We start from the raw sequence: 24,810 nt of genomic DNA on the forward strand, positions 1-24,810 counted from the left end.
CTTTTTTGATGTAAGTCTGCGGAGATAACACCATTTGGTTGAACGCAGGAATATTTGAAAATGTCTTTTATCAAAGAATTTACCCATGCGGCTTTGATCGCCTCGGCTTTGTCCTTCGGCCTGTCATCGGCGGCACTTTCCCAGGAACAGGAGCCAGAGCCGGACGCGCCGGAGATCATCACCGAGTCTTTTGACGGCGACGACAAATCGCTGATGCTGGGCGGGCAGATATCTTTCAACCAGACGAAATCGCATTGGGTGGTTTACATCGCGGACGGAGATCGTGTGATGGAAAACCTCGAAAACCCGCAAAGCCTGCACTACAACGACATTGCCTGGGTCAAGTTTCCGGATGCAGAGTCCGTGGAATCCTCGGAAGAGTTGATGATTTCCACGGTGGTCGACAGCCGGAACGATGGGCGCGGCGGCGCGGGCATTCTTGTTGGCAGCGGCAAGTCCGGCAAATACCTGGCCTTCGCGGTGGACGGGCAGGGCCGCTTTCATGTTCTGCAGAAAGACGGGCGTCAGCTTCGGTCCGTGCACAGCGCCAGACATGACGCGGTTTTGGTGGATGGATCAAACAAGCTGAGCTTCAGGGTGCGCGGCGCTCATATCCTGTTCTACGCCAACGGAACGAAAGTCATTCAGGTTCCCTTCTCGAAACGCGGAACCAATTCCCGCAATCAGAATGGCGGGGCAGGGATCGGCCTTGCCGCGTTTGGTACCGGTGCGTTCCATTTCGAAGAGGTCGAGATTTCCAGGCCGAATTGACTTTGCGGTGACTTAGTTGTCACCGCTTTTCTTCACCAACTGCGCCGCAAACGCCACGCCTGTTCCCGGCCCCGCATTGGTGACCATAATCACGTCATCCACATAAACGCCGTTGAATATCCCGACCGAGACATCCTCGCCCGATATCCCGGCCTCGGCCAGAACGAAACGGGTGGGGTCGTCCAGCGAGAACGTGCCCATCGCCTCTTCGACGATCCAGTCTTTGTCGCCGATGCGTCGCCAGCGGTTGGTTGCGGTGATCAGGTTGCCGTCCAGCTTGGAGATCTCCAATTCCATCTCGGCCTGCAGCAGGCCCTTTTCGTGGTTGGGGTTGGATTTGGCGAAGGCCACCAGATAGGTGCCGTGCCAGGTGCCGACGATCTGAGGGAACCCGCTGCCCTCGTTAGCGCTGACAGGGGTGGCAAGAGCCAGCAGAAGAACTGCGGCAAGGCTGTGGGCGAGGGTGCGTAACATGGGGGGCTCCTGTGTCGGGGTGGGGTGATCACAGGCTACCCGAGTCTTCCGGTCTGGCAAGCTTTGGTGTGTCAACGAAAAAACCGGCGCGGGAGCGCCGGTTTCAAAAGGTTTCGATCCAAAGGATCAGGCGAACACGCGGCCCAGTGCGCCGTCGACCGCATCGGTGATCTGGTCGATGTCATCTGCCGTCGCGATCAGCGCGGGCGAGAAGCACAGCGTGTTGTTGCGGCTGGGGATCGAGCGGTTGGTGACGCCGATGATCACGCCCTGCGCCATGCAGTCGGCCACAACCGCCTGCGCCAGCTTCTCATCCACCGGCTCTTTGGAGCCACGATCGGCCACCAGTTCGGCCCCAAGGAACAGGCCTTTGCCGCGCACATCGCCGATGACTTTGTGCTTCTCCATCAGCGCCTGCAGGTTGCCCAGCATGCGGTCGCCCATGTCGGTGCAGTTCTGCAGCAGGTTCTCATCCTGGATGATCCGCATGTTTTCAATCGCGGCTGCCGGACCGGCGGTGCAGCCGCCAAAGGTCGAGATGTCGCGGAAATAGCTCATCGGGTCCGAGGCATCATCCTTGAACATGTCAAAGACTTCCTCGGTGGTCACCATGCAGGCAATCGCCGCATAGCCCGAAGCCACACCTTTGGCCATCGTCACGAAGTCCGGCTTGATGCCGTATTGCTGATACCCGAACCAGGTGCCGGTCCGGCCAACGCCGCAGACGACCTCGTCGATATGCAGCAGCACATCGTACTTTTTGCAGATTTCCTGAACGCGCTGCCAATAGCCTTCGGGCGCTTCGATCACGCCGCCGCCTGCGGTCACCGGCTCAAGGCACAGCGCGCCGACGGTTTCGGGGCCTTCGCGCAGGATCACTTCTTCGATCTGGTCCGCAGCCCATTCGCCGAAGTTTTCCACCGGCGCACCGGCCAGTTCGTGCTTGCGGTATTCCATGCAATGCGGCACGCGCACGAAATCGGGTGCGAAGGGGCCATATTGCGCGGTGCGTTCATCCTGGCCGCCTGCCGACATGGTTGCCAGCGTCGAGCCATGATAGTCGCGGTCGCGATACAGGATCTTGGTCTTCTTGCCGCCATAGCGCTTATGGGCGATCTGACGGACAATCTTGAACGCTTTCTCGTTCGCCTCGGACCCCGAGTTTGTATAGTACACCCGGCTCATGCCCGGCATCTTGTCGATCAGCATCTTGGCAAAGGTCGAGCCGGGGATCGAACCGGCGGTATTGGCGAAGTAGCAAAGTTTCATCAACTGGTCATACACGGCCTTGGCGATGGATTCGCGGCCATAGCCGACGTTGACCGTCCAGACACCGCCGGAAACCGCGTCCAGATGTTCTTTGCCTTTCTGGTCCCAGACGCGCATGCCCTTGCCTTCGACAATGATGCGCGGATCATTGGTTTCAAAGGGCTTATGCTGGATCAGATGGTGCCAGATATGGGCGCGGTCGGCCTCGACCACGCGGGAAAGATCGTTTTCGTTGAACGTGCCGTCCATGACATGTCCTTTCAGTCAGATGCAGTGCAGAGGATGCGGGATATGTCCCACAATAGCATGAAATTGCGATGGCTCAGAACACCGCGAAAGGCCGTCCATATATAGGGCCAGATCGTGTGATCCCTTATCGCCAGACATCGCCATCGGCGTATTTCTACGGGTTTGTCAGACGCGCGGCTTTGTGATCAAGTCGCAGGCAAGACGATTTGAGAGGATTGGCGGATGCAAGCAACCAACATGTACGAACGTCATCTGGACAAGAACCGCGCGAATTACACGCCGCTGTCTCCGCTCAGCTTTATCGAGCGGACCGCGCAGGTTTATCCGGACTATCCTTCGGTCGTGTACGGCGACCGCCGCTATAGCTGGGGCGAAACCTATGCGCGGTGCCGCCGGTTGGCCAGTGCGCTGTCCGCCCGCGGGATTGGCCGGGGCGATACGGTCTCGATCATCGCCGCAAACATACCCGAGCATTACGAGGCGCATTTCGGCGTTCCCATGGCAGGCGCGGTTCTGAACGCGATCAACACACGTCTGGATGCGCCGATCATCGCCTTCATCCTGAACCACGCCGAGGCCCGGGTGCTGCTGGTCGATCCCGAATGCTCGGGCGTGGTCAAACAGGCGCTGACGCTGGTGGATCACGAGGTTTTGGTGATCGACATCGAAGATGCCAGCTTTGACGGTGGCGAGCGGCTGGGCGCGTTGACTTATGACGCGCTGCTGGACAAGGGCGATCCGGATTACGACTGGTCTCTGCCAGAGGATGAATGGGACGCGATCACGCTGAATTACACCTCGGGCACAACCGGGAATCCCAAAGGCGTCGTCTATCACCATCGCGGCGCGGCGCTGAATGCGCAGTCGGATCTGCTGGACTGGAACATGCCCAAGCACTCGGTCTACCTTTGGACCTTGCCGATGTTCCATTGCAACGGCTGGTGCTTTCCGTGGGCGATGGCGGCCAATGCCGGGGTGTCTGTCTGTCTGCGCGCCGTGCGGGCCGAGCCGATATATACCGCGTTCCGGGACGAAAAGGTCACGCATTTCTGTGGTGCGCCGATTGTGCTGAACATGCTGGCGCACGCGCCCGGGCACCTCAAGGATTTTGACCACCAGATCAAGGTGATGACCGCAGGCGCGCCGCCGCCCGCCGCCGTGATCGAAGCGATGGAGGCGATGGGCGTCGAAGTGACCCATGTTTATGGCCTGACCGAGACATACGGCCCGTCGGTCGTCTGCGCCTGGAAAGAGGAATGGGATGCCAAAGATGCGCAGGAACGGTCGGCGCTGAAGGTGCGTCAAGGCGTTCGCTACTCGGCGCTGTCCGGCCTGATGGTTGCCGACCCCGAAACGCTGGAGCCGGTCCCGGCAGATGGCGAGACCATGGGTGAGATTTTCATGCAGGGCAACGTGGTCATGAAAGGGTATCTAAAGAACCCCGACGCCACCGACAGTGCCTTCAACGGCGGCTGGTTTGCCTCGGGCGATCTGGGGGTGATGCATCCCGACGGGTATATCGCGCTGAAAGACCGCTCAAAAGATATCATCATTTCCGGGGGCGAAAACATCTCATCGGTCGAGGTCGAGGGGATTCTCTACAAGCATCCGGCGGTGATGGAGGCCGCAGTCGTGGCCCGCCCGGACAAAAAATGGGGTGAAACCCCCTGCGCCTTTGTCGAACTGAAACCGGACACAACCGCGACCGAGGCGGACCTGATCGCGTTCTGCCGGGACAACATGGCCCATTTCAAGGCCCCCAAGACGGTGGTGTTCGGAACCCTGCCGAAGACCTCGACCGGCAAGGTGCAGAAATTCGTGCTGCGCGATCAGGCGCGGGCGCTGGGTTAGTCGAAGATCGACAGGTCAAGCTCCAGCAACTCTCCCATCCACAGCGCGTGGTCGCGGTGATCGGCCAGATGATCGCCGGTTTCCGCGTGGGTGAACACGGTCAGCCCCTGCCGGTTCAGCATCAGCCAGGGAATGACCTGATCGAACGCCTCGGGCGCAAAGCCCAGCTGGCAGCTCCACCGGGGATGCGGGCCGACATTGCGGGCATGCATGCGCCCCATCTGAACGGGGAAAAGGCGGGCGGCCTCTTCGCAGATCTGCTGTGCGGTGTCCTGCGTTGCCGCGTCGAAATAGACATGGGCGTGATAGCCGGTGATTTCTGACATCGGGACCTCATTTTATCTTACATGTCCAAGCTAGGCGAACCCGCCCGCTCTGCCCATCCGCACCTGCACACAGGGTCTGTGCGGCATTTACGCGGGCGCGTGCCTGTCGGGATGCGCCGCCGCAAAAGCCGGATGCTCGGCACAGGCGGCCTCGACGCCCCTCAGGCGCGGCATGTCTGACAGATCGACCTGCCACCGGCGGGCGTTGTATAACTGCGGGATCAGGCAGAGATCGGCCAGACCGGGCTGCGATCCGGCGCAATAGGGGGCTTGGCCGAACCCGCCCAGCAACGCCTCGAACGCCGCCAGCCCCGGTTGAATGAAGTGCCGCATCCAGTCGCCGGGCATGCCCGAGGCGTCGGCGCTAAGCGCCGTGGCGTACCGTGCGACCGACAGGTTGCAGACTGGATGGATATCAACCGCGATCGAATGCGCCAGCGCCTGAACCTGGGCGCGCGCCGCGGGATCATTGGGCAGCAGCCCCATCTGCCGGGTCTGATCGAGATATTCGAGAATGGCCAGCGACTGTGTCAGCCGCCGCCCGTCAATCTCCAGCACCGGAACCAGGCCCTGCGGGTTGCGCGCCAGATGCGCGGCGCCCCGGTGCTCGCCGCTGGTCAGGTCTACCGAAACGGCCTGATAGGCGATTCCGGCCAGATTCAGCGCAATCCGGACCCGGTAACTGGCCGACGAGCGCCAGTAATCGAAAAGAACAACCTCGCTCAACCACCGTCTCCGTCAGGGTTTCTGCAGCGACGCGGCCTGAATGGCCTGCGTCAGGACCGAAGCATCGCCGATATGGTTGGCCAGAACAAGAACAAGGCGCGCATTCAGCGCGTCGCTATCGGCCTTGTCCAACCCTTCATGCGCCGCCAGCAAATCCGCATAGAAATCGTCGGCGTTTTCGATATTCGGGGAGAGGATCAGATCGGTCATATCGCTTACTCCTTGCCGATGGCACGGCGGACGGCATGCCGAAAGGCGTTTTCTTCATACGTGTCGCGCCGGGCCGCCACATGCTGGTCAGGGCGGATCAGGTAGACGGCGCTGGATGCGTCACCCAGATAGCGCCGTTTCAACGCCTGCGTCGGGTCGTCCTTGACCGAAAGCGCCAGCCGCGTGATCTGAACCCCGTTTTCCTCAAGCAAATCAGGCGCGTCGGCGTCAATCGTCAGCAGGGTAAACCGGCCTTCGAGTTTGGGTAGCAGGAATTCTTCCCCCAACGGTACATCTGGGCAGGCCGAGCCCGGGCGCGTTCCGGTCGGCCCGTCCAGCGCATCCGCAGAATTCAGCGGTGATCCGTCATAGGTGCACGGCACGCTCAACCGGCCGGAATTAACCAGCGGGCGCGCGAATTCATAGGATTCGCTGAGATCCAGAACCGCATCCCGCAAAAGGCGCGACATCTCGGATTTCGGGGTGATGAAATCGGTCGAGCTGCTGGATTTCCGGATATTCTCGTCCGCGCCCTGAACCCGTTCGGTATCGTAGCTGTCCAGCAGGCTTTCCGGAGCGTTGCCGTCCAGCACCAGTTTCAGTTTCCAGCACAGGTTGTCGGTGTCCTGCAGGCCCGAATTGGCCCCGCGCGCCCCAAACGGGCTGACCTGATGGGCGCTGTCCCCGGCAAACAGGGCGCGGCCCTTGCGGAAGCTTTGCATCCGGCGGCACTGGAACGTGTAGATCGAAACCCATTCAAGCTGAAACTCAACATCCTCACCCAGCATCGCCTTGAGGCGTGGGATCACGTTTTCGGGCTGTTTCTCGCGCTCTTTGTCGATGTCCCATCCCAGTTGCAGGTCGATGCGCCAGACATTGTCCGGCTGTTTGTGCAACAGCGCCGATTGCCCCTTGTTGAAGGGCGGATCGAACCAGAACCAGCGTTCCGAAGGGAAATCGGCCTCCATGATCACGTCGGCAATCAGAAAATTGTCTTCGAACACGCGCCCGTCGAAATCTATCCCCAGCATCCGCCGGGTCGGAGAATTGGCCCCGTCGCAGGCAACCAGCCACTCGGCCTCGACCGTATAGGGGCCTTCGGGCGTTTCGACCTCGAGCCGGACGTGATCGTCGTGCAGGCCGATGGCCTCGACCTTGTTGCAGCCACGCAGGTCGAGTGGTGCGCCGTCGGCTTGCAACGCGCGTACGCGGTCCACCAGGAACTGTTCCAGGTAATATTGCTGCAAGTTGATGAAGGCGGGGTTGGCAAAGCCTTCTTCCGGCTGCAGGTCGAAATCATAGACCTGCCGATTGTCGAAAAACACCTTGCCGCGATCCCACTGGACGCCCTTGTCCACAAGGGGCTGCCCCAGCCCCAGCCGATGGGCGATATCAAGCGTGCGCTGGGAAAAACAGATGGCGCGGCTGCCGAAACTGACCTTGTCGTTTTCATCCAGCACCACGACCTCGACCCCTTGCTGCGCAAGGTCAATCGCGGCGGCCAGTCCGACCGGGCCTGCTCCGATCACGATGACCTTGTGCCGAACCGGCGCGGCGGCGTCCTGATCGGGGCTGCGGTCATAGGCGTATAGCGGAACTTCAAAGATCTTGTTCATGGGTCTCCCCCTTCAATCCTGATGCGCCGAAGCGGAGCTGGTTTGCCGACCGGCAGCAGGTGCAGGTGGCCTCGCATCTATGGTTTCATCGATTCCCGGTCGGGAAAACGATCTGGATCAAACGCAGCGGTTTCTCAGCCCTGCAGCGCCTCCCACATCTCCAGATCGCGCTGGGCGGTCCAGATGCGGGGCGTGTCGATGCCACGTGCCTCGTCATAGGCGCGGGCGACGTTGAACGGCAGGCAATGCTCATAGATCGCGTAATCGGCGAATTTCGGGTCGCATGCGGCGCGCACCGCGTCCCAGGCTTCTTTCAGGCTGCCTCCGCGCGCGGCCACCTTGGCTGCCGGACGATAAGTGCTTTCGACAAAATCGCGGGTATTTTCGATGGCCGCGTTGACCATGTCCTTACCGATCAGGGCGTCCCCCCGTCCCGGAGCGATGGCGTCCACATCGAACCATTTGATTTCGTCCAGCGTATCACCCCAGTCGTTGAAATGCCCGTCGCCGCAATAGCAGGCCGAGTGGTATTCGACGATGTCACCGGTGAACATGACGTTCTGATCGGGCACATGGATCACGATATCACCCGCCGTATGGGCCCGGCCCAGATGCATCAGATCGACCCTGCGGTTGCCCAGATAAACCGTCATCGTGTCGCTGAAGGTGGTGGTGGGCCAGGTCAGTCCGGGGATGCTTTCATGCCCTTCAAAGAGGCGCGGGAAACGCTGGAATTCGCTGTCCCAGTCCTCTTGCCCGCGTTCCACGACCATGGCGCGCGCCATGTCCGACATCAGGATCTGCTGCGCGCCAAAGGCACTGGCCCCCAGAACGCGAACCGCGTGATAGTGGGTCAGCGCAACATGGGTGATCGGTTTGTCGGTTACCGAGCGCACACATTCTATCACCTTGCTGGCCAAACGCGGGGTCGCCTGCGCCTCGACAATCATCACGCTGTCATCGCCGATGATGACGCCCGAGTTGGGGTCGCCCTCGGCGGTGAAGGCATAGAGCCCTTCGCCGACCTCGGTGAAGCTGATCTTTTTTTCCGACATGTCCCCTTGGGACGCGAATGCTTTGGTCATCTGGTTCTGGTCCTTTACCGTTGCGCCGGGGTGGGTTCGGGATGCCTCCGGCGGGAGTATTTTGGAAAAGATGAAGTGTTGGGTTCATTTTTCGTAGGGGTTGTCCAATGCGGGCAGGACGGTGCCAACGCAGTCGCCGAACCCGATCACGTAACCGTCGCCTTTGGCCGCGCCGGTCAGGGTCAGGGTGTCGCCATCCTCGATAAAGCTGCGGGTTTCGCCGGTGTCGAGCGTCAGGGGTTCCTTGCCGCCCCAGCTGAGTTCCAGCAGCGAGCCGCGCTCGGGCTTGGTGGGTCCCGAGATTGTGCCCGAGCCCAGCAGATCGCCTGTGTTCATTGGGCAGCCCGAAGTCGAGTGATGCGCCAGTTGCTGTGCGGCGGAATAGTACATCTGGTTGTAATTCGTGCGCGCGATGGTGGTTGCGCCCTGGCCCTGCGGGGCCATCGTCACGGACAGGTCGATGTCATAGAGCATCGGGCCGCAGTCTTTTAGGTGATCCAGCAATTCAAACTCGCGCGCCGGGGTGTCGCAGCGGAACGGCTCCAGCGCGGCTTTGGTCACGATCCACGGGCTGATCGAAGTTGCGGCGGCCTTGGCCTGAAACGGGCCGAGCGGCTGGTACTCCCAAGCCTGGATGTCGCGGGCGGACCAGTCGTTCAGCAGCACGTAGCCGAAGATGTTGTCATCCGCTTCCTGCACCGAGATCGGGCCGTCAGAGGGCGTGCCAACGATCGCGCCCATTTCCAGTTCGATGTCGAAGCGGCGGCTGGGCAGAAAGGCGGGGACGTCCTTATCGGGGGATTTCAGTTGCCCCCACGGACGGCGGATATCCGTGCCCGACACAACGACCGAGGATGCGCGGCCATTATATCCGATGGGGATATGCAGCCAGTTCGGCGGCAGCGCGTTTTCCGGGCCACGGAACATGGTGCCGACATTCTGGGCGTGATGGCGACCTGCGTAGAAGTCGGTGTATTCGCTGACGGCGAAGGGCAAGTGCATCTCGGCTTCGTTTTGGGCGACCAGCAGGGGTTCGACGCGGGCCTGATCTGCTGAGCCTTCGGCCAGAAGGGCGGTCAGGCGGTTGCGAAGCGCGGCCCAGACGGCCGGGCCTTCCTCCATCAGCGGGTTCCAGAAGGGCAGGTCGAACAGGGGCTCTTCGCCCAGTTCGATCAGCCCTTCGGCCTCGGCTGTGGTCACATCCAGCATCATATCGCCGATGGCCACACCGCAGCGCGGGTCGTCGCCAGCGGTCGAGAAAACCCCATAGGGCAGGTTGTTCAGCGGAAAGGGATGCGCCGCGTCATTGGCCGATGTCACCCAGGATTTCATCAAAGGCATGGTTTGTCCTTATGTCAGTTGCGCGTGCGCATGTGTCTACGAGGTCGTGCGAAGGGATTTCAGCCCCAGCAGGATCGCTGCGAGTATCATGAAGCTGCCGCCAATTCTGTCCAGCCACAGTTTTGCCGGCCCCCTGAGCCGCGCGGCCAGCCAGCTTGCGCTGCCGCCATAGGCGGTCAGAAACAGCCCGTCGAGGATCAGGTAGGTGGCCGAAAGCACCGCGAACTGAGGCCAGAACGGCAGCGCCGGGTCGATGAACAGCGGAAACAGAGCCGCGAAGAATACCACGGCTTTCGGGTTCGCGGCAGAGGTAATAAACCCCTGCATCCACAGTGCTTTGCGGCTGGCCTTGGGGGCAACCCCTGCGGCGTTGCTCTTGGCCCGCATTATCTGTCGCAGCCCGAGGAACACGAGATAGGCAACGCCCAGCCATTTGATCACGGTCAGCGCGTGCGCCGATGTCGCAATCAGCGCGGCAAGGCCCAGCCCGGCAGCCAGCATTTGCAGCAGGTTGGCCGTCAGATCGCCTGCAGCGGTGAACAGCCCGCGCCGCAGCCCATTGGTTGCCGCGTTCGACAGCATCAGCAACTGGCTGGGGCCGGGCGTGCTCATCAGCAGCAGGACCGTGACGACATAGGTGATCCAGGTCTCGACGCTCATTTCTTACCCGGTGTGCCGTCGAATTTCTTCTCAAGCGATGTCCAGCAGTCGATATAGTCATCCTGCAGCGGGGCCTCGGTGGCCGCGAAAGCGGTCAGATGCTGCGGGAAGCGGGTTTCGAACATGAAGGACATGGTGTTGTCCAGCTTGTCCGGGCCGAGGTTGGAATAGGACGCCTTTTCAAACGCATCCTTGTCGGGCCCATGCGGGATCATCATGTTGTGCAGGCTCATGCCGCCGGGGACAAAGCCCTGCGGTTTGGCGTCGTACTGGCCGTAAATGTTGCCCATCAGCTCGGACATGATGTTCTTGTGATACCAGGGTGGGCGGAACGTATCCTCCATTACCATCCAGCGCTCGCGGAACAGGACAAAGTCGATATTGGCGGTGCCCGGTTGCCCCGAAGGCGCGGTCAGAACCGTAAAGATCGACGGGTCGGGGTGGTCGAACAGGATCGCGCCGACCGGGCAATAGGTGCGCAGGTCGTATTTATAGGGCGCGTAATTGCCGTGCCACGCCACAACGTCCAGCGGGCTGTGGCCGATCCTGGTGGTGTGGAACTGACCGCACCATTTGATCGTCACGGTCGAGGGTACCTCGCGGTCTTCGAACGCCGCGACCGGCGCTTTGAAATCGCGCGGATTGGCCATGCAATTGGCCCCGATCGGGCCACGGCCCGGCAGTTCGAATTTCTGCCCGTAATTCTCGCAGACAAAGCCGCGGGCGGGGCCTTCCAGAACCTCGACCCGGTACAGCAGCCCGCGCGGCAGGATGGCGATTTCCTTTGGCTCCAGATCGATGATCCCCAGCTCGGTCGCAAAGCGTAGGCGGCCTTCCTGTGGGACCACCAGCAATTCGGAATCGGCTGAGAAGAAATAGTCATCAACCATCGATTCCGTGACCAGATAGATATGGCTGGCCATGCCGACCTGCGTGTTAACATCCCCCGCCGTGGTCATGCTGCGCATGCCGGTCAGCCAGGTCAATCCGCTGTCGGAATGCGGCACCGGATCCCAGCGGTACTGGCCAAGGCTGATCACATCCGGATCGATGCAGGGGGCCGATTTCCAGTAGGGAAGATCGATCTTTTCGTAACGATGTGAATGCTTTACCGAGGGGCGGATGCGATAGCACCACGTGCGCTCGGGCGGGTTGGCGGTAAAGGCGGTGCCGCTCAGCTGCTCTCCGTACAGGCCATAATTGCAGCGCTGCGGGCTGTTCATGCCCTGCGGCAGCGCGTCGGGCAGGGCCTCGGTCTCAAAGTCGTTTCCAAAGCCGGGCATATAGCCGGCATGGGTGCCGACAGGCGTTGCGGCCTGGGTCAAAGTATGCGGATCAGTCGGACGATTCATACTGTGTTCCTCCGTTTGCTGCTTGTCGGATAATAGTTGATTTTGTAACTAACAAGGATGACAAATGACGATTCCGACAAAAAAGATGACTTTAACCTGCAAAATTTCCTGCCGTTCCTGTTGAATCAGGCGGCCGAGGAGGCCTCGCTGGAATTTCAGCGCGTGTATAAAAGCCGCTACGGGATGCTGCGCACGGAATGGCGGGTGCTGTTTCACCTGGGTATTTTCGGTGAACTGACCGCCAGGGATATCGGGGAACGGGCCAGGATTCACAAAACCAAGGTCAGCCGTGCGGTACACAAGCTGGAACAGCGCCGGTATCTTAAGCGGACGCGCGATGAAAAGGACCGCCGGGTCGAATGGTTGACCCTGACTCCCTCGGGCCAGACGGTGTATCGCGAGCTGCGCGGGATTGCCGAGCAATATGACGGCAAACTTGCGGGTCTGTTCAGCGAGGATGAGGCTGATTTGCTGCGCCGTATGTTGCGGCGACTGGCTGGAATGCCGTAACTCTGGAAATTCGATGCACCGGCCCCCAGATGATACCTGAGCGGACACAGGAAGGTGATATGACAGCCCCGGACCCCAACGCGGCGAATGCAACTGATCTGATTGACTGGCTGATAATGCGCGGACTGGACGGCGCGGACAAAGAAGAATTGCTGGACGGTTATTGCAACAAGCTGCTTGAATACGGCGTACCGCTGATGCGGTTTCACGCCGCGCAATCGGCCTTGCACCCGGTTTATGGCGGAACCGGGTATAGCTGGTATCAGGACAAGGGCGGTGAGGTCGAAACATTCGCCTATTCCGAAGAAGCCAGCGAGATGTGGCAGCAGAGCCCCCTGTACGCGATCCTGCACAAAGGTCTCGATGTCGTGCACGAACGCATGGTCGATCAGAACCAGCCCAGCCGTTATCCCTTGCTGAACGATCTGCGCGAAATCGGCGCGACCGAATATTTCGCAACCGGCGTGATTTTCGACACGCCGACACATAGCAGCCCGACAGACACCAAAAAGGCCGTGGGCGGCGTGCTTCTGTCCTGGGCCAGCAATGCGCCCGAAGGGTTTGGCGAGGGTGATCTGGACCTGATCAACACCGCCCTGCCGCATCTTGGTCTGGCGCTGAAGTCAGCCTCCAGCGCGCGGATCTCGCGGGACCTGATGCGGATTTATCTGGGGCGCGACGCGGGGCAGCGGGTGCTGTCGGGCGAAATCCGGCGCGGCTCGCTTCAGCAGATCGATGCGGTGATCTGGAACTTCGATCTGGAAGGCTTCACCAGCCTGTCCGAGGAATTGCCGGGTGCCGAGATCATCGACATGCTGAACGACTATCTGGCCGTGGCGGTCGATGTGGTTCACAAATGCGATGGCAGTATCCTCAAATTCATGGGCGACGGGCTGATGGCCATGTTCGATATTGGCGACATCGACGCAGACGCCCGCGCGGCGCTCGAGGCGGTGGTGATGCTGCAGGACAAAATGGCCGAGTTGAACGCCCGTCGGACCGGGGACGGCCAGCTGGTGTGCAACTATACGCTGGCGCTGCATGCCGGAGAGATCCTGTATGGCAATATCGGGGCCGAAAGCCGTCTTGATTTCACCGTGATCGGTCCGGCCGTCAACCAGGCTGCCCGCATTGCGGGCATGCACCGGTCGCTGGGCCAGCGCATCCTGATCTCGGACGACGTCGCCCGCGCGGCGCAGCCCTGCGGCCAAGAATTGATCTCGTTGGGCCGCTACATGCTGCGCGGTGTGGCAGAGCCGAAGGAGTTGTTTACGGTTTATAACGCGGCGGATTAGAGCGCGTGTTGAGGTAAGCCGGACAGGTCCGCCCGTAAGGATGGCCCGACCGCACAAGAATCGAAGCTCAGCGCGGATTTAACCGATCCGCATCAAGAACCATGAGCTCCTCGAAATACGTCATATCCGCGAACTTGCAAAATGCGGGCGGATTGAGTGGAATGACCGGCGCTGCCTCGACCAGATCCGACAGAATTGCGGTCAACTCGGCTTCCCAATCAGGTAGGACCGAATCCGGAAGCCACCCAATTGGATAAGCGAAGGTCATATGGTGCTGATAGGCGTCGTGGTTATCATGACGATATGCGAAAGGTGCCGTCAGGGCCTCTCGCCACTCGCGCAGCCCTACCGCATCTTGTTCGGTGACACCTTCAAGCCAAAGGCCCGTCGGGCTTAGCCCCGCCACGCGCACGGCAAATCCGGAGGGTGGAGAGAACCGGGCAAGCCGTGTGATCAATGCCTCGGTGACGCTGTCGACCGAGGCTGTCCGGTCAAGATCGCCGGGCCATGCGTCCGGTGTCCTGCGGGTTTCAATGACCCCTTCAAACACCGTCATGTGCAGGCTTTCCGCAGGGGTAAAAAGAAAGCGGTTCGCCTCGGGCAGAGCCATTATCCGTGCGCGCGCGTCCAAAACCGCCTTGTGGGCCGGCGCGTCGAAATCAAGATGGCAAACAACCGTATTGCCGGCTTCCGGTAAGAATTTATCTGCATCATACCGCTGACCGAACCGCCGTGGGGCCGCTGAATTCCGGCTTGTAGCAAATTGCGTTAACTCGATACGTAGTGACACCGCCAACCTCCTGATTTTCGACCAGTGCTAGTTGGAAACTATTGCAAAGTCGTGACGGAACGCTGCAAAACCTGCCCGTCGCGACGTGCGATGCCGCTGGCTCCAATGCGTTGCCGATCAAAAATCGATCTCAACCCCCGGCAGGTTCAATTCTTTCATCATGTCGCGCAATTCCTGCCGCGCGGCGATGTTCGAGATGTTCAATTGCTTGACCCCGATATCCTTGAGGTCCAGCAGGGTTAGGCCGCGCGGAAACAGTTCGCGGAAAATGACCCGCTCGGAAAAGCCCGAGGCGACGCGGAAGCCGATGCGTTGCGACAGCATTTCGATCGCGCGCTGCATCTTTTCCTTGTTGACCATGCGCTGGGTGCCGACCCGGTTGCGCACGACGACCCAGTCGATGGGTTTCAGCCCAGCCTGCGCCCGCAATTGCCGCGCGTTCCAGACCATCTCGGAATAGACTGACGGCCCGAGGATTTTTTCGCCCTTCGTGTCGATCCGCGCCAGCAGGTCGAAATCGATGAAGCTGTCATTCAGCGGGGTGATCAGCGTGTCGGCCAGCGAATGCGCCACCTGACTCAGGCGGGTATGCGAGCCGGGGCAGTCGATCAGGATGAAATCGCTGTCGCTTTCCAGTTCGGACACGGCGGCGGACAGGCGGTGGTCATAGATGTTCTCGCCCGGTTTAAGTTTGCTGGCGTCGATCTCGGGCAGGTCGTGATGGCGGGGGCTGGGCAGGGCAACCTCCGAGCCGTTCAGAAAGTTGCCGCGGTTTTCGAAATACCGGCCAAGGCTGCGTTGGCGCAGGTCCAGATCCAGCGTGCTGACCTTATGGCCCAGCCGCGCCAGCGCGGTCGCCACATGCATGGAGACGGTGGATTTGCCTGCGCCGCCCTTCTCGTTCCCCACTACGATGATATGTGCCATGCCTGTATTCCCATGTCCCGCCGTGCTTGCCCACACGTTGTTGTCGGCCACTATATGTTGTGTTTGCGGGGAAGAAAAGAACCTCAAGCAGCAGTTTGGGGCTTTCTCAGGCTCAAATCCGGAAAACCGAACGCGAAGCGCAGGTTACGAGAGAGGCGCTTGCCAAAGCGCGGCCCGTGATTCACTGTTCAACCCAGGGTCCGGGAAGGAGAATGCGGGTTGGAGCACCTGTTTCTGAACGTTCTGAACGTGGTGCTGCCCGTGCTGATCTGCGCCGGAATCGGCTATTGTCTGGCGCTGATCAAGGCGCCGTTCGACAATAAGGTGATTGGCGGGATCGTCTCGAAGGTCGGCTATCCGACGCTGATTATCTCGCACCTGTCCACCACCAGTCTGGCGGTCGGCACCTTTCTGGACATGATGGCCGCCACCGCCTTGGCGATTGCGGGATTCGGCGTTCTGGGGTTCGTGGCGCTCAAGGCGCTGCGCCTGCCGGTACGGGCGTTTCTGACGCCGCTGATGCATGGCAATGTGGGCAATATCGGCCTGCCGATCACGCTGCTGGCGCTGGGCGATGCAGGCATGGCCTATACGATGGGCTTTGTCGTTGTCGTGCTGGTCAGCATCTTCACGGTCGGCATGTGGATTCCCGCCGGGGCGTTTTCGCCGAAGAAACTGGCGAGCTCTCCGATCATCTATGCGGTGGCCCTGTCGCTGATCCTGATGGCAACCGGCACCAGCCTGCCGCAACCGATTGCCAAATCCTTCGACATTCTGGGCGGGCTGTCGATCCCGTTGATGCTGCTGACGCTGGGTCATACTCTGGCCACGCTGAGGATCAAAAGTCTGGGCCGGGCGATCCTGCTGACGGTGTTGCATCTGGCAATGGCCGTCGCAATCGCCGGCACCCTGATCTGGCTGTTCGGCTTCACCGGAGCCGAACGCGGCGCGCTGATCCTGTGCTGCCTGATGCCCTCCTCGGTCGCGACCTATCTGTTCATCGACCAGCATGTGCCGGAATACGGGCCTGATGTGGCGGGGTTCATTCTGGTCTCGACCCTGACAACGATTGTCGTCCTGCCGGTGGCGCTGTCCTATTGGATTTGACGCGGCCCCTATGCGCAGCCATCGAAATTTGTTTTAGTGTCTGTAAGTTAGCCGCAAACAGATTTTCCGAGCCCTGAAGGTTCGGTCAGGTTTCAGGGGCGTTTTGATGTCGAACACTGAGTCCAATCAACCATCCGACATGACCGGGCCCCGCGTGGTTCTGGCCATGACGGCGATCTGCATGATGGTCGTCGGCTTCAACACCACCGCCGTTGCGACCATCCTGCCCAACCTCAAGGCCGAGTTCGACCTGACGCCATCCGGGCTGCAATGGGTGATGGCGATCTACACAGTGGCCAGCGCTACCCTTGTCACCATCGTCAGCCGGCTTGGCGACATAACCGGCAAGATGGGCGTGTTCTTCTTTGGCATGATCGTCTTTGCCTGCGGGTCAGCCACCGTTTTGGTTGCGCAGGACGGCACCATGCTGCTGATCGGGCGCGGGGCGCAGGGGGCGGGCGCTGCGGCGCTGTTCGGAACCTCGCTATCGGTGCTGACCGCCGCCACGCCCGAGGCGCAGCGGGCAGGCGTTACCGGGGCCTGGGGCGCCATTGTCGGGCTGGCCGTCGGGGTCGGGCCGATCGTGGGCGGCAGCTTTGCCCATTACATCAGCTGGCGTGCGGTTTTTGCCGCCGATCTGATCCTGCTGGCAGTGGCGTTCTATATCGGCCTGCGCGTCAGCAAACGAAAATACGTGCCGGACACCCGGCTGGAGGGGGCAACCTTCGACTATCCGGGCGCGATTGCCATTGTCCTGCTGCTGGGCCCGCTATCCTTTGCCCTCAGCAATGGCGAGAGCCGGGGCTGGGACACTGCCCTGACCCTTGTGCCGCTTGGCATCGCTGCGGTGGCTGCTGTTGCGCTGGTCATCACCTCGCGGCGCAGCGATGATCCGTTGATCGAGCTGCGCTATTTCCGGCATCCGCGGTACTTCATGGCGGCGGCGGGGATGTTCTTTGCGGGCTTCACGCTGTTCTGCTTCTTCGTCTATTTCAACGTGTTCGTGCAGTCGCCCGACACGTTCGGCTATTCGTCCATCAACGCGGGCATCTCGATCCTGCCGCTCAGCATCAGCATGTTCGTCATCTCGGTCACGGCGCCCCGCTTTCTTGCGCCCTATAGTTTCCAATGGCCGCTTATTCTGGGAATGGCGGCGATGGCCTGCGGGTTCTGGCTGCTGGTGACGACCACGAACACCACGGACTATGCCGAGATCTGGTGGAAGCTGGTGATCGTCGGGGTCGGGATCGGCATCTGTTTTTCCCTGCTGCCCCGTCTTGGCCTGCGCCTGCTGCCGGAAGAGCATATGGGGCAGGGGTCAGGCGTGATCAACGCGTTTCTCTACTTCGGCGCGACGATGGGCGCGGTGGTCGGTGGCTTGGCCGAGGCCATCACAACCCGCTCCGGCCTGACCGAGGTGATCAACGCGCTGCCCGCCGGGTCGACTCAGCGCGAAGACCTGGCCCACGCCCTGACCCACGGCACGCCCGGTCAGGTGCAGCAACTGATTGCGGGGCTGGACCCGAGCACCGGGACGGCTCTGGCCGAGGCGCTGCGTGATCTGCAGGACAATGCGTTTGACAGCGCGATGTTTGTGGCCGCCATCGCGGCGCTGATTGCCATGGTGCTGGCCCTGTTGCTGGTAAGAGGGCCGGTGCCGCCACTGCACAGCGCGGTGGAACTGACCAAGGATTAAGCCCCCGTATGGCCGGAGGCAGGCAGAAGCCGCCGGACATGCTGCCTGATCACTTCCAGCCAATTGGCCGGAATAGGCCTGCTGTTGTATTGCGGGTCTTGTCTGGCGCGCGCGGCGATCCTTTCCGCCGTGTCGGGCAGTTGATGCCTTTGGGCTGTGTGCTTCAGGAGGTCGGTATCGAACGGTGCCATCATAATCTTGCTCCTTTTCCAAAAGGATGATCCGTCACCGGGCTTTCTGGTATTGGTTAAGAAATTGTGCTGTTCTACAAAAATGAAGACCGAACACTGGAACTGGTCGGACCTGCGCGTCTTTCTGGCAGTGGTCAGAGAGGGGTCGACGCTGGCGGCGTCCCGCAAGCTGGGCATTGCGCAGCCAACGGTGGCGCGGCGTATCGAACAATTGGAACACCAGGCCGATCTGACCTTGTTCGTGCGCGATACACGAGGGTTCCAGCCAACCGCCCAGGCGCGGGACTTGATGCCACTGGCCGAGGCGGTGGAACAGGCATGCGCTGCTTTTGCCGCCAAATCGCAGGAGCTTGCGAAACCGCGACCGATCCGTATCACGGCACCAAGCTATTTCACCGACCCGTCGATGGAGATCTTCAGCGCCTTTGCCGCCTCGCATCCGGGGGTGGAACTCGAATTTCTGCTGGGCGTCGGCGTCCTGAACCTGCTTGAAGGCGAAGCGGATGTGGCGTTCCGCGTTACAATGACTGAGCCCGATGAAAGCCTGATCGGGCGCAAAATAGGAACCGAGCATTTTGCGCTCTATGGCGGACACCGGTATGCCGACAGCTTCGGCCTGCCAAAATCACCTGACGATTTTCGGGGCCACCGTTTTGTGACATTCAGGCGCGAGGACGCGGCAGACGACCTGTCCCGCTGGATTCAGCGCCACGTTCAGCCCGACCAGATCGTCGATACATTCAGCGATCTGGAGATGCTGCACGCGGCGATCAAGGCAGGTCGCGGCCTTGGGCTTGTGCATGCCAGATGGGCGGACACCGACAGGGCTTTCCTGCGCTGCTTCGACAACATTGCCGAACTCTCCCGCCCGTTCATGATGCTGATCGGACCCGAGGCGTATCAGCGGCCCGAGGTCAAGGCATTCGTCCGGTTCGTCGCCCCGCGCTATGCCGCGCGGTATGCAGTGCAAGCCGGGCATTAGACCCGCGGGATTTGCAGCGCGGCGCCGTCTGAGCTGAAGCCTGCCTGCGGAACCACCGTGAAGCCCAACAAAAAAGGCCGCCCCGAGGGACGGCCTTTTGCATCTCAACCAAGTCTGGCTTAGAAACCCAGACCTTCGTATTTCTTCTTGAACTTCGACACACGGCCGCCGGCGTCCAGCAGACGCGACGTGCCACCGGTCCACGCAGGGTGCGAGGAGGGGTCGATTTCCAGGGCCAGCTGGTCGCCTTCTTTGCCCCAGGTGGATTTCATCTGAACCACGGTGCCATCGGTCATTTTGACGTCGATGAGGTGATAATCGGGATGGATGTCTTTTTTCATCTTTCCGCTCCTTACGCCTCGGCGCCAGCCTTGGGCTTGTAGTTGGTGACTTCTGCGATACGTGCGGATTTACCGCGACGGGTGCGCAGATAGTACAGTTTGGCGCGACGGACGCGGCCACGGCGGACAACGGTGATGCTGTCGATGTTGGTCGAATACAGCGGGAACACACGCTCCACGCCTTCGCCAAACGAGATTTTGCGGACGGTGAACGATCCGGCGATGCCTTCGCCGTTCTTGCGCGCGATGCAGACGCCTTCGTAGTTCTGCACACGGGTGCGCGACCCTTCGGTCACCTTATAGCCGACACGGATGGTGTCACCGGCTTTGAAGTCGGGGATGTCTTTCCCCAGGGCGGCAATCTGTTCCGCCTCAAGCTGTGCGATCAGGTCCATCGCAGGTACTCCTATCTGCTCGTGGTTGGTCCACGAAGTTTGGGCACGGCCTGAGAGCTCTTGGTCTTCACCGGGTTCTGCGCACAGCCCGCCAGAGGTCAGATCGAATGTTCCTTTGGTCCGGTCTGCCCGGGCGCGTCCTTGCCGAAGAAAGCGGGACGTCACGCCATGTAACAAACCAAAACACCGGAGTCGCTTGGCGCGGCACCGGATTGCGGTCGTTTAAGGAATTTGCGGACGGGGATCAAGCCCAAATCGCATTGCCTGGCGGTGGGTTTTCGCCACTCTGGTAAATGCGCCGTTGCCTTGTCCGCCGGATCGGGCATTCTGAAGGCAATTACAAGAGCAGAAATTTCAGGCAGGACCCAAACGATGCGATTTGCACTTACGTTGGCCGTTGCAGGGGCCGTACTTCTGTCCTGCGGGCGAAGCGGCCCGCAACCTCAGGTGATCGAGCCGTCACAGGTCGTGGACCGGACGGCCCCGTCGGTGATCTATCCCGATTTCGGCGACGCCGACCCCCATGACTGGGACGGGCGGCATCCCGGCCATTATCCGATTCACGGGCTGGACGTTTCGCGCTGGCAGGGGCCGATTGACTGGCGCAGGGCCAAAGCCTCGGGCGTCAGCTTTGCGTTCCTCAAGGCGACCGAAGGCGGCGATGTGGCCGATCCGCTGTTCGACGATCACCGGCGCGGCGCGCAGGCGGCGGGGGTGCCGTGGGGGGCTTATCACTACTACTATTTCTGCCGCCCGGCGCATGAACAGGCCCGCTGGTTCATCAGGAATGTCCCCAAAGGAGCCGATCTGCCACATGTGCTGGACATGGAATGGACCCCGCATTCCAAGACCTGTACCCTGCGCCCCGATGGCAAAACCGTCCGGGCCGAGGCGCAGCGGTTCCTGAATATCCTCGAACGTCACTACGGCCGCAGGCCGATTGTCTACACGACCGTAGACTTCTACGAAGACACCGACATCGCGCGCCTGCCGAAAACCGAATTTTGGCTACGCTCCGTGGCAGGCCATCCGCGTCAGGTTTATCCGCGGACGATCTGGCGGTTCTGGCAGTACACGGGCACCGGGTTGGTGCCGGGCGTGCAGGGACGGGTCGATATCAACACGTTCAACGGCACGCCTGAACACTGGGCCGCGTGGAAGGCGGGCGGGTCTTAGGTGGGCGATCCGTAGGTTTCGATCGTTCCGCCGCCAATCAGGTGATTCAGCCGCCGCTCACGCTCTTGCCCGAATGAGTTGCGAAGCCAGAAAGATTCGCCCTGGGTCAGTTCGCGGCGCTCAAAGCCCTGCTCGCGCATGCAGCGGTCTACCTGATCAATCTCGCCCTGTGCCCGCAGCTGGTCCTCGAACGGGGCGGTCGCCACAGGGCCGATAATGATGCCCCAAAGCAGGATGTTTGTCGCATAGGCCCCAATAACGGCGCTGGTGCCGCCTTCATCGGCCTGCTGGGCGCAGCCATCAACGGCAACCTTGGCGGAATACACGTTGTGGCCGTCTTTTGTCGGAACCGAAGGCGCAAGAGGTTTTGTGCTGCAAGCCGAGGCAAGCAGAAGGCTCAAAAGTACAATCTTTTTCATGATTTGGTCTGGGTTTTCTTCTTGTTTGGCTACTCAAAATTCGTCGATCTACAGGATGAGTATCCCGCGTTTTGATCAACTTCAAATGGTGTCGTCGCAAGTTTTGCACCTGCGGCCCGGAAGTCACAGTCGCGCCGTTCAGTCGGCGGCGTCGCCCTTGGAATTCACGTAGGCGTCCCAGATGTCGGGCCGCCGTTCCCGGGTGATCTCTTCGGCCATCTGGTGCCGCCATTCGGCGATGCGCCCGTGGTGGCCGGACATCAGAACCTCGGGGATCGGGCGGTCTTTCCACTCGGCGGGGCGGGTGTATTGCGGGTGTTCCAGCAGGCCCGAGGAAAAGCTTTCCTCCTCGGTCGAGGCCTGATTGCCCAGCACGCCGGGGATCAGGCGCACGGTGGCGTCGATCAGCGCCTGTGCGGCGATCTCACCGCCGGTCATGACGAAATCGCCCAGACTGACCTCCTGAACGCCGTAATGCTCCAGCACCCGCTCATCGACGCCTTCGAACCGGCCACAGAGCAAGGTCATGCCATCGCAACGCGCGAGGTTTTGCATCATGCGCTGGTCCATCCGGCGCCCGCGCGGGCTGAGGTAGATCAGCGGCCAGTTCCCCCGAACATCTGCCATCGTGTGTTCGATCGCCTCGCCCAACACATCGGCGCGCAGCACCATGCCCGCGCCGCCGCCGGCGGGCGTGTCATCGACATTGCGATGCTTGCCGATACCAAACTGGCGCAGGTCTACCGTTTCCAGCTGCCACAGCCCGTCCTGCAGCGCTTTGCCGGTCAGGCTTTCCCCCAGAACGCCGGGAAAGGCCGAAGGGAACAGCGTGATGATCCTGGCCTTCCACACCCCGTGCAAATCCGGCGTGGGCGTCAGCAGCTCACGCGGTTTCAGGGTCGGGCGGATCGCCTTGCGTCCATGAGATTTCGAGGGCGTGTCGGTCATCAGTGGCGGGTCAGTTCATCTTGCGCGGTTTGAATAAGCGCCTTCTTTTGCGCCATTAACGCGCCGTCGTCCAGCGCCGACCGGTTCAACGCTAGCATTTCCGACAAGACCGAACCCGACAGGCCGGTATTGGCTTTCGACGGCGGCACAAGCCGCGCGGCTTTGTCAGACGGCAGGTTCAGGAATTCGGCAAAGGGCGCGCCGGGGCCGAACCGTCGCTGCCGCAGGTCTTCCAGCCATTCCGTCTGCACAGTGACCTCGGGAAGCGCGTCGCGGATCGCTTCGGCTGTTTCGTGCAGCGCGGGCAGGTGATCGAGACCGGCGCGAAAATCGTCGAAATCCTGAACAAGGCGCGTACGTTGCAGATCATGCGCCCACAGGCTGCGCAGCCAGTCGGGCTTTTCGCGCAGGGACAGGTAGACGGTTATGTTCAAATCCTCTCCGATCAGGCGACGCCGAATGGCGCTGACCAGAGTGGCCGCCAGATCGGGGGCAGCCGCATAACCCTCGGCGCTGTTTCTGCTGGGGCGCAGCCCTGCGAAATTCTCTTCGCTCAGGATCAGGCCGCGGCGGGTGCCAAAATCGAGCGTGGCCAGAAATTCGTTCAACTGGCCACCGAAATCGGCCAGCGTTCCGTCCAGCCGATAGATCGAGTGGCGCGTGGCGGCATCCGCCAATCCGCTCTTGCGGGTCTTGTAGGGCAGCACCAGAGAGAAATTTGGCCAGATCAGTTGCCGGTTTTCGTAAAGGAACGACTGTGCCGCAGTTGTGCCGGTTTTGTGCAGACCCAGATGCAGCAGAACGCGCCGCATCAAAACAGGCCTTCGGGCGGGTCCGCGATGATCCGGCCCGAGTCCAGATCGACGGTCGGGACGTTTTCCAAGGTGAACGGCAGCAGAACGGTGGTTTTCAACCCCGGCCCCTGCAATTCCAACAGGTCCGCCGCGCCGTGGTTCTGCACCGCCTTGACCTTGCCCAGAAGGGTGCCGCCGGTGTCATAGACCTCCAGCCCGATCAGGTCGGTGTGGTAGAACTCGTCATCGGGCAGCGAGGGCAGTTGTTCCCGCCGCGCAAACAGGCGCAGGCCTTTCAGGGCGTCGGCCTGTTCCTTGGTCTCCACCCCGCCCAGCCGGGCAGCGAAACCGTTCTTGATCGCCCGGGTCAGGACAAGCGGATAGCGGTCCTTGCCGGAGTCGTCGGTCAGGGGCGAATAGGCCTCGATATCTTCGGGAACAGCGCAATAGCTTTTCAGCCGCACTTCGCCACGCACGCCGTATGATCCTGCAATGCTGCCGACGCAGATCAGATCACTCATTTTGGCCTTCCGTTACACATAATCCGTCGCGCCATTGCCCGACGCCTTCGCATGCTTCGCGCTGGTTCGAACGTTCGAAGAACACGCCGACAATAAAGGCGATCAGCAGCAGGATGGGAAGGCGTAATAGTCCGAACATGGCCCTAGCGCACCTCGATGGGCAAAGCGTCGTCGCGGATTTCCCAGCCGACCTGTTCCAGTTCCGGCGTGTCCGACGGGGTTTCCGGGTATCCGACGCAGAAATAGCCGATCAGGCGCCAGGTCTCGGGCACGTCCAGATCACGCGCCATCTGGTCGGGGTCCAGAATGGACACCCAGCCCAGCCCCAACCCTTCGGCTCGCAGCGCAAGCCAGAACAGGGTGATGGCCGAAACCACCGAATAGCGCCGCATTTCGGGCATCGTGCCCGCGCCCAGACCCATGCCCTTGTCGGTGGCGTCGTCGCAGAACACGGCCAGCTGCACCGGGGCTTCTTGCATGCCCGAAAGCTTCAACTGGCTGTAAAGCTGCGCCTTTTCACCGGAATAGCCGTCCAGCGCCTGGGCGTTTGCGGTCTGGAAATTCTTCAAGGCCGCATCCCACGCGGCCTGACTTTCGACGCGGATTACGCGCCAGGGTTGGCTCAGCCCCACCGAAGGGGCCAGCCGAAACGCGTCGAGGCAGCGCGTCAGCACTGCCTCATCAATCGCGTCGGTGCGGAACCGGCGCACGTCGCGCCGGAGCCGCAGCAACAGGTCGAACTGCGTGCGAAAATCGTCGGTGAAAGTCTGATCCCGCACGGCACCCGC

Annotated in this window: 29 protein-coding genes; 8 read left to right on the forward strand and 21 right to left on the reverse strand. The window is 61.1% G+C overall.

All coding sequences use genetic code 11. The features are described 5' to 3' along the window. Positions 1–60 precede the first annotated feature (60 nt). Positions 61–771, forward strand: a complete 711-nt coding sequence (locus ACR0EZ_RS08430) for a hypothetical protein (protein ID WP_480612212.1) — start codon at positions 61–63, stop codon at positions 769–771. 12 nt (positions 772–783) lie between these two features. On the opposite strand, the gene ACR0EZ_RS08435 is transcribed toward ACR0EZ_RS08430, so the two are convergent. Then, complete coding sequence (locus ACR0EZ_RS08435) at positions 784–1,245, reverse strand: hypothetical protein (RefSeq protein WP_480612214.1); 462 nt, start codon at positions 1,243–1,245, stop codon at positions 784–786. Positions 1,246–1,371: 126 nt separating this feature from the next. After that, positions 1,372–2,763, reverse strand: coding sequence for an aminotransferase family protein (locus tag ACR0EZ_RS08440; protein ID WP_480612215.1), 1,392 nt, complete (start codon positions 2,761–2,763; stop codon positions 1,372–1,374). A 222-nt stretch (positions 2,764–2,985) separates the two neighbouring features. On the opposite strand from ACR0EZ_RS08440, the gene ACR0EZ_RS08445 reads away from it, so the two are divergent. After that, positions 2,986–4,614: an acyl-CoA synthetase gene (locus ACR0EZ_RS08445; RefSeq protein WP_480612217.1), complete on the forward strand. Its 1,629-nt coding sequence runs from the start codon at positions 2,986–2,988 to the stop codon at positions 4,612–4,614. On the opposite strand, the gene ACR0EZ_RS08450 is transcribed toward ACR0EZ_RS08445, so the two are convergent. From ACR0EZ_RS08450 to hmgA, 8 genes are all read right to left on the reverse strand, one after another. After that, on the reverse strand, positions 4,611–4,940 hold the full coding sequence (locus tag ACR0EZ_RS08450) for a DOPA 4,5-dioxygenase family protein (protein ID WP_480612218.1): 330 nt from the start codon (positions 4,938–4,940) through the stop codon (positions 4,611–4,613). The genes ACR0EZ_RS08445 and ACR0EZ_RS08450 overlap by 4 nt on opposite strands. Positions 4,941–5,027: 87 nt before the next feature. Continuing rightward, positions 5,028–5,666, reverse strand: a complete 639-nt coding sequence (maiA, locus tag ACR0EZ_RS08455; protein ID WP_480612219.1) for a maleylacetoacetate isomerase — start codon at positions 5,664–5,666, stop codon at positions 5,028–5,030. 12 nt (positions 5,667–5,678) lie between these two features. Next, positions 5,679–5,876 carry a DUF2783 domain-containing protein gene (locus ACR0EZ_RS08460; RefSeq protein WP_480612220.1) on the reverse strand — a complete coding sequence of 66 codons (198 nt, stop codon included), beginning with the start codon at positions 5,874–5,876 and terminating at the stop codon, positions 5,679–5,681. A 5-nt stretch (positions 5,877–5,881) separates the two neighbouring features. Continuing rightward, positions 5,882–7,492 carry an FAD-dependent oxidoreductase gene (locus tag ACR0EZ_RS08465; protein WP_480612222.1) on the reverse strand — a complete coding sequence of 537 codons (1,611 nt, stop codon included), beginning with the start codon at positions 7,490–7,492 and terminating at the stop codon, positions 5,882–5,884. Positions 7,493–7,626: 134 nt separating this feature from the next. Further along, positions 7,627–8,577, reverse strand: coding sequence for an MBL fold metallo-hydrolase (locus ACR0EZ_RS08470; protein WP_480612223.1), 951 nt, complete (start codon positions 8,575–8,577; stop codon positions 7,627–7,629). Positions 8,578–8,661: 84 nt separating this feature from the next. Next, a complete protein-coding gene (gene fahA, locus ACR0EZ_RS08475) occupies positions 8,662–9,918 on the reverse strand; it encodes a fumarylacetoacetase (protein ID WP_480612225.1) in 1,257 nt (418 codons plus the stop codon). Between the two features lie 36 nt (positions 9,919–9,954). Then, positions 9,955–10,578 (reverse strand): LysE family translocator, encoded by a 624-nt coding sequence (locus tag ACR0EZ_RS08480; protein ID WP_480612227.1) that lies wholly within the window; start codon positions 10,576–10,578, stop codon positions 9,955–9,957. After that, the gene (gene hmgA, locus ACR0EZ_RS08485) at positions 10,575–11,930 is read right to left on the reverse strand and encodes a homogentisate 1,2-dioxygenase (RefSeq protein ID WP_480612229.1); all 1,356 of its coding nucleotides are present in this window, start codon (positions 11,928–11,930) and stop codon (positions 10,575–10,577) included. Before hmgA ends, ACR0EZ_RS08480 begins: the two co-directional genes overlap by 4 nt. 57 nt (positions 11,931–11,987) lie before the next feature. On the opposite strand from hmgA, the gene ACR0EZ_RS08490 reads away from it, so the two are divergent. Both ACR0EZ_RS08490 and ACR0EZ_RS08495 read left to right on the forward strand, forming a co-directional pair. Next, the gene (locus ACR0EZ_RS08490; protein WP_480612231.1) at positions 11,988–12,440 is read left to right on the forward strand and encodes a MarR family winged helix-turn-helix transcriptional regulator; all 453 of its coding nucleotides are present in this window, start codon (positions 11,988–11,990) and stop codon (positions 12,438–12,440) included. 59 nt (positions 12,441–12,499) lie between these two features. Beyond that, complete coding sequence (locus ACR0EZ_RS08495) at positions 12,500–13,735, forward strand: adenylate/guanylate cyclase domain-containing protein (protein ID WP_480612233.1); 1,236 nt, start codon at positions 12,500–12,502, stop codon at positions 13,733–13,735. Between the two features lie 67 nt (positions 13,736–13,802). Here ACR0EZ_RS08495 and ACR0EZ_RS08500 read toward each other — a convergent pair whose 3' ends face one another. Both ACR0EZ_RS08500 and ACR0EZ_RS08505 read right to left on the reverse strand, forming a co-directional pair. Further along, positions 13,803–14,525: a DUF1868 domain-containing protein gene (locus tag ACR0EZ_RS08500; protein WP_480612410.1), complete on the reverse strand. Its 723-nt coding sequence runs from the start codon at positions 14,523–14,525 to the stop codon at positions 13,803–13,805. A gap of 117 nt (positions 14,526–14,642) precedes the next feature. After that, a complete protein-coding gene (locus ACR0EZ_RS08505) occupies positions 14,643–15,452 on the reverse strand; it encodes a division plane positioning ATPase MipZ (protein WP_480612235.1) in 810 nt (269 codons plus the stop codon). A gap of 219 nt (positions 15,453–15,671) precedes the next feature. On the opposite strand from ACR0EZ_RS08505, the gene ACR0EZ_RS08510 reads away from it, so the two are divergent. Both ACR0EZ_RS08510 and ACR0EZ_RS08515 read left to right on the forward strand, forming a co-directional pair. After that, positions 15,672–16,559 carry an AEC family transporter gene (locus tag ACR0EZ_RS08510; RefSeq protein ID WP_480612237.1) on the forward strand — a complete coding sequence of 296 codons (888 nt, stop codon included), beginning with the start codon at positions 15,672–15,674 and terminating at the stop codon, positions 16,557–16,559. A gap of 139 nt (positions 16,560–16,698) precedes the next feature. After that, positions 16,699–18,255, forward strand: coding sequence for an MFS transporter (locus ACR0EZ_RS08515; protein ID WP_480612238.1), 1,557 nt, complete (start codon positions 16,699–16,701; stop codon positions 18,253–18,255). On the opposite strand, the gene ACR0EZ_RS08520 is transcribed toward ACR0EZ_RS08515, so the two are convergent. After that, positions 18,252–18,449, reverse strand: a complete 198-nt coding sequence (locus ACR0EZ_RS08520; RefSeq protein WP_480612240.1) for a hypothetical protein — start codon at positions 18,447–18,449, stop codon at positions 18,252–18,254. The two genes, ACR0EZ_RS08515 and ACR0EZ_RS08520, sit on opposite strands and share 4 nt — an antisense overlap. 79 nt (positions 18,450–18,528) lie before the next feature. Between ACR0EZ_RS08520 and ACR0EZ_RS08525 the strand changes: the two genes are divergently transcribed. Further along, the gene (locus ACR0EZ_RS08525) at positions 18,529–19,428 is read left to right on the forward strand and encodes a LysR family transcriptional regulator (protein WP_480612241.1); all 900 of its coding nucleotides are present in this window, start codon (positions 18,529–18,531) and stop codon (positions 19,426–19,428) included. 119 nt (positions 19,429–19,547) lie between these two features. Here the strand turns inward: ACR0EZ_RS08525 and rpmE are convergent, their stop codons facing one another. Further along, positions 19,548–19,769, reverse strand: a complete 222-nt coding sequence (gene rpmE / locus ACR0EZ_RS08530) for a 50S ribosomal protein L31 (protein ID WP_480612242.1) — start codon at positions 19,767–19,769, stop codon at positions 19,548–19,550. Positions 19,770–19,780: 11 nt separating this feature from the next. Then, complete coding sequence (rplS, locus tag ACR0EZ_RS08535) at positions 19,781–20,164, reverse strand: 50S ribosomal protein L19 (protein WP_170575547.1); 384 nt, start codon at positions 20,162–20,164, stop codon at positions 19,781–19,783. Between the two features lie 372 nt (positions 20,165–20,536). On the opposite strand from rplS, the gene ACR0EZ_RS08540 reads away from it, so the two are divergent. Then, entirely contained in the window at positions 20,537–21,340 is an 804-nt protein-coding gene (locus ACR0EZ_RS08540) for a glycoside hydrolase family 25 protein (RefSeq protein WP_480612243.1), read from the forward strand. On the opposite strand, the gene ACR0EZ_RS08545 is transcribed toward ACR0EZ_RS08540, so the two are convergent. The 6 genes from ACR0EZ_RS08545 to bluB form a co-directional block, all read right to left on the reverse strand. Next, positions 21,337–21,759, reverse strand: a complete 423-nt coding sequence (locus tag ACR0EZ_RS08545) for a hypothetical protein (protein ID WP_480612244.1) — start codon at positions 21,757–21,759, stop codon at positions 21,337–21,339. The genes ACR0EZ_RS08540 and ACR0EZ_RS08545 overlap by 4 nt on opposite strands. 138 nt (positions 21,760–21,897) lie before the next feature. Beyond that, on the reverse strand, positions 21,898–22,707 hold the full coding sequence (gene trmD, locus ACR0EZ_RS08550) for a tRNA (guanosine(37)-N1)-methyltransferase TrmD (protein ID WP_480612245.1): 810 nt from the start codon (positions 22,705–22,707) through the stop codon (positions 21,898–21,900). After that, a complete protein-coding gene (locus ACR0EZ_RS08555) occupies positions 22,707–23,519 on the reverse strand; it encodes a hypothetical protein (protein ID WP_480612246.1) in 813 nt (270 codons plus the stop codon). The genes trmD and ACR0EZ_RS08555 overlap by 1 nt, the downstream gene beginning before the upstream one ends. Continuing rightward, positions 23,519–24,022, reverse strand: coding sequence for a ribosome maturation factor RimM (gene rimM / locus ACR0EZ_RS08560; protein ID WP_480612247.1), 504 nt, complete (start codon positions 24,020–24,022; stop codon positions 23,519–23,521). Before rimM ends, ACR0EZ_RS08555 begins: the two co-directional genes overlap by 1 nt. Further along, positions 24,015–24,161 carry a hypothetical protein gene (locus tag ACR0EZ_RS08565; RefSeq protein ID WP_480612249.1) on the reverse strand — a complete coding sequence of 49 codons (147 nt, stop codon included), beginning with the start codon at positions 24,159–24,161 and terminating at the stop codon, positions 24,015–24,017. Before ACR0EZ_RS08565 ends, rimM begins: the two co-directional genes overlap by 8 nt. 4 nt (positions 24,162–24,165) lie before the next feature. Further along, positions 24,166–24,801 carry a 5,6-dimethylbenzimidazole synthase gene (gene bluB, locus ACR0EZ_RS08570; protein ID WP_480612250.1) on the reverse strand — a complete coding sequence of 212 codons (636 nt, stop codon included), beginning with the start codon at positions 24,799–24,801 and terminating at the stop codon, positions 24,166–24,168. Between the last annotated feature and the right edge of the window lie 9 nt (positions 24,802–24,810).

The organism is Ruegeria sp. AK4 (genome assembly GCF_056541025.1).